Here is a 4,199-nt window from a genome sequence, read left to right on the forward strand (position 1 = left end):
CATTTTTCCCTTGCACATTGAATATTGTATAGATAACTTTATGGGGGAGTGAAGGGCTTTTTGTATATAAGTAAAATTGTGCCCATAAAAGAGAATCGCTGACATCGCGTAGTGCCGGGAATTCAGGAAAATCTGATTCTGTTGGTAGTCTTTTTTGTGTTTTAGTATAAAATCTGATATCGGTCGATACGAGATTTTTTGAAAAATACGATGGTACTGTAATGCTTTCTTTGATTAACAGGGGTTTCCTTGTGCTTATGTCAAGCATGTTGATTATAAGTTTGTAATTTCCGGGCTTCAATAGAAATGTGATTTGGTTTTTAGTATATGTAGTTTTTGAGTTTGTATCTTCAAATGAGGATGCGCTTATGGATTTCTGAAGAATATTATTTTTAACGATTTCATTTTTGTTGTTTTTTATAGCTATTGTTAATTCAAATTTAGCATAGAATAGAGTGTCTTGTTGGAAGAAAGAAAGAATATCATTTGGTATCATTGTATAAACAGTAACATAAGCTGTCGAATCAGAAGAAGGTGAGGTAAATACCGAATGCATAAAGGGCATGGTAAAAAGAGAAGTTGTCATATTTTTATAATTGTGCTGAAAGCACAAGAGAGAAGGGATGCGCGCTGATAATATAAGTGCAAATATAAGTGCCCGTTTCCAAATATGATTACTTTGTGTTTTATGCATGATTGGCCTCATCTGTTTAATAATTGGTACTGATTTAAGATACAATTTATTTACTGAATTTTCAAGTATCAGTTCCAATCAAAATAATTTATTAGTGGATGATATCCGGCCAGCAATTTCCGGAGAATGATTATCAGGTAATTCCAATAATTGCTTTAAGTATAACAAAAACAAGGTGATATGTTTTAATGAAAGCCATAATGATTGAGAATTCCGTGAAAGGGCATGAATATTGCATATTATCATAATCCGATAATCAGTTTTTAATAAACAGACGGGTAATTAATTTATGAGAAAAAGATATATCGTAATTTTACTGGTTCTTATAATGGCAGTTGCTTCTTATGCAGGAGATATTACACTTGCAGTACTGAATTTCGAGAATAACAGTATATTCAATCGTGCTGAATATGAACCTTTGACAAGAGGGCTTTCAGAGATTGTAAATACTACTCTGAGCGGTATTACGGGATTAAAACTAGTGGAAAGAAGACGGCTTAATTCCATATTTGATGAACTTAAACTTTCGCAGTCAGGAATGCTGTCAGGAGAGAATACTGTCAAAGTAGGCCAATTGACCGGAGCACAATACCTGGTTTTCGGAAGTTTTATAGTATCGACCAATAAAAAAATCAGAATTGATGCCCGTATAGTAAATGTGGAAACAGGGGTAACTGCAAGAGCGGAAGAAGTTACAGGGAAAAATAACAAGATTCTTCCACTTGCGGAAAAACTTTGCAAAAAAATAGTAAAGAATTTATCTGAAACATTTGGCAATATCAAGATGAAAAATTCCGGAAGAATGAAGAGTATCGATTTTTCATCGTTCCTGCATTTTTCGAGAGGTGTTGAGTTTCAGGAACTTGGGCAAACAGAAAAAGCTGTTGAAGAGTTTAAAAAAGCTGTAGAAATTGAACCGGATTTTTCTTTTGCAAAAGATAGATTGAATTATCTGACTGGAAATAAAAATCATTGATTCTATAAAATTTAGCCGGAAGTTTCCCGGAACTCGGAGGGAAAGATTTATGATAAAGAAAATATCGTTATTGTTGTTTTTTGCTGCTTTAATTTCAGGGTGTTCGACAAGCAGATATGAATTGGCTGAAAGATACACTGCTGACAGACAGTATGAAAAAGCAGTAAGAGAATATTTACAGTTGATAAATCCACATGTTAAAAATGGCAAAAGGTATATTTTTTACGATAAAGAGGTTGTTACACGTCTTGGTATTGTTTACTGGAATATGAAAAAATTTGATACGGCAGCAAAAATTTTCAACAGAGTCATTGAAAAGGATCCTTTTTACGGGAAAGCTCTTTTCTATCTCGGACTTTCCTATGAAAGCTTGGGAGATGAAGAGAAAGCGATTGCAGCTTACAAAAAATTTACCGGTATAGAAAGTAATGATCCATATAGAAAGGTTTTAGTTGCACGCCTTGATTGGCTTATAAAACTGAAAATTTCGAGAGAAGTACAAATGGCATTAAGTCAGGAAAGGGAACTGGCAAGAAAAAAAATGCCAAAAAATGTAATTGCTGTTATGTATTTTCTCAATTTGAGTGATGATCCTGAGTGGACGCCTTTACAAAGGGGTCTTGCGGAAATGATTGTTACTGACCTGTCTCAGGTTAAACAGCTGAAAGTTGTCGAAAGGCTTAGACTTTCCAAATTATTGGAAGAACTTCATCTTACTGCTTCTGCATTAGGGCAGGAAAAAAATGGCGTTAGGTTAAGCAGGCTGATGGGTGCAGGAACAATTATTAAGGGGAGCTATTTTGTTAAACCGGGGATGAAAATTAATTTTACTACAGGAATCTATGATAATTCAACAAAAAAAGAAGTGCCGGGAATTGAATATGAAGGAAGTATGTCGAGATTGTTCAGGATGGAAAAGGAGCTGGTACTTAGAATTGTTGACCATTTCGGAATAAAACTAACTCCCGTTGAAAGAGAAAAAATACTTAAAATTCCAACAGAGGATATGTTTGCATTTCTTAAATACTGCAATGGACTTGATGCGCTTGACAGAGGCGATGTTTCAACTGCACAAAGATATTTCAGCGAAGCTTACAGGCATGATCGTACATTTACCGAAGCGAAGGACAAGTTAATGGTCCCCGAAATATGGAATGCAGCCCATAACAGGAATGCTGTTCGTGTCTCAAATGAAGTTGCAAGCCTTATACGTACTAAGATCGGAGGAAAGTCGAAAATGGTATACAGGCCTTCTCCGAAACTTGTTAGTTCGTGGAACAGGCTTAGAACGATTGCAGGTTACCAGAATGTTCTGTTTCTGCCTGACAATGAATCAAGGAAGGCGATGCAGGAGGCTGAGACAAGGGGAGCCTCAATTTTTCCGGAAGATCTCGGTTCACCGCCGGCGCCTCCCGGAATAAAATAAGCTTAAAAAGTTTCAGGTTTAAACTAATGATATCGGAGAATTGTAATTATGCGTAGAGCAATTATTTTTATATCCTTTTTGATTCTATTTGCATTGCCTGTGAAAGCTCAGGATGTATCGAAGAATATTACTTTGAAGGCCCAATGGAATAACGGGCAGTGCAATGCAGTGTTCCGCAGAACAGGAAACGTATTTGTAAGCAACGGGAGCAATATAGATGTTTACAGGAATATGCAGACAACTGGCTATCAGAAGCTGTCATCATACTATATCGGAGAACCTGTTTACGATATATGGGTAAGGCATGACAGCGAATTAAGCACATATTATCTTATTTATGCTGCGTGCGGTTCAAAGGGAATAATAATTCTGCGATATAATGAAGCTTCAAAAACATTTGAGAAACTGTCAACCCTTGATACTCCAGGTTCTGCTTCTGCTGTTATGCAGCTTGGTAATGCACCTCATATCTATGTTGCAGACGGTAATGCGGGGTTGACTGTAGTAGATCTTGTTAATAAAAATTATCCTACTCACCCTGCTGTTCTTGGTTCTTATAATATCAGTGATTTTGCCCATGAGTTATGGGTTACAAATGATACTACGGTTTTTGTGGCGGCAGATAAAGCAGGCGTCGTGGCTTTTAAAACAAGTAAATCGAATATGGCCTATGAACCCCCTCAACTTCTCGATTCAATTCAGCTATCTACTGCTTATTCCGGTACAGTCCCTGCCCTTAGTGTTAAAGAAACAGGGAATATCTTATATGTAGCTGCCGGTATAGGCGGGCTTATGACAATAGATGCAAGCAATCCTGAAAATCTTTTGTATCTTGGTAATTTGAATGATACTGTTCCATATACGGTATACGATGTCTGGTTAAGCGGGAATTATGCATATCTTGCCATTGGCAGGGATGGCGTGTACGGCCCTGTTGATATAACTTCACCTTCGCAGCCGGTAGACCCTCCGTATTCTGCATTATTAACAGGAGGAGATGCATCAAGAATAGTCATGGCAAATGATACGGCTTTTGTCGCTGCAAAATACGGCGGCCATGTGCTTATAAATTTTAAACCTGAATTTGCACCACAGGTATTATC

At 36.9% G+C, this 4,199-nt stretch carries 4 protein-coding genes; 3 read left to right on the forward strand and 1 reads right to left on the reverse strand.

Going from position 1 to position 4,199, the window contains the following annotated elements:
• The coding region (locus tag J7K93_06095; GenBank protein ID MCD6116565.1) for a hypothetical protein at window positions 1–694 on the reverse strand (694 nt) is incomplete at its 3' end.
• 289 nt (window positions 695–983) lie between these two features.
• Here J7K93_06095 and J7K93_06100 point away from each other — a divergent pair.
• The 3 genes from J7K93_06100 to J7K93_06110 all read left to right on the forward strand — a co-directional run.
• Complete coding sequence (locus J7K93_06100; protein ID MCD6116566.1) at window positions 984–1,670, forward strand: hypothetical protein; 687 nt, start codon at window positions 984–986, stop codon at window positions 1,668–1,670.
• 49 nt (window positions 1,671–1,719) lie between these two features.
• The gene (locus tag J7K93_06105; GenBank protein MCD6116567.1) at window positions 1,720–3,096 is read left to right on the forward strand and encodes a tetratricopeptide repeat protein; all 1,377 of its coding nucleotides are present in this window, start codon (window positions 1,720–1,722) and stop codon (window positions 3,094–3,096) included.
• 48 nt (window positions 3,097–3,144) lie between these two features.
• Window positions 3,145–4,199 (forward strand): hypothetical protein (locus tag J7K93_06110; protein ID MCD6116568.1); only part of this gene is annotated, 1,055 nt, incomplete at its 3' end.

This window comes from bacterium, assembly GCA_021158245.1.
Taxonomy (GTDB): Bacteria; Zhuqueibacterota; QNDG01; order QNDG01; family QNDG01; genus QNDG01.

Bases quoted from the DNA above. Each gene is read 5' to 3' on its own strand.
- J7K93_06100 (MCD6116566.1), top strand. From the start codon at position 984: ATGAGAAAAAGATATATCGTAATTTTACTGGTTCTTATAATGGCAGTT.
- J7K93_06105 (MCD6116567.1), top strand. From the start codon at position 1,720: ATGATAAAGAAAATATCGTTATTGTTGTTTTTTGCTGCTTTAATTTCA.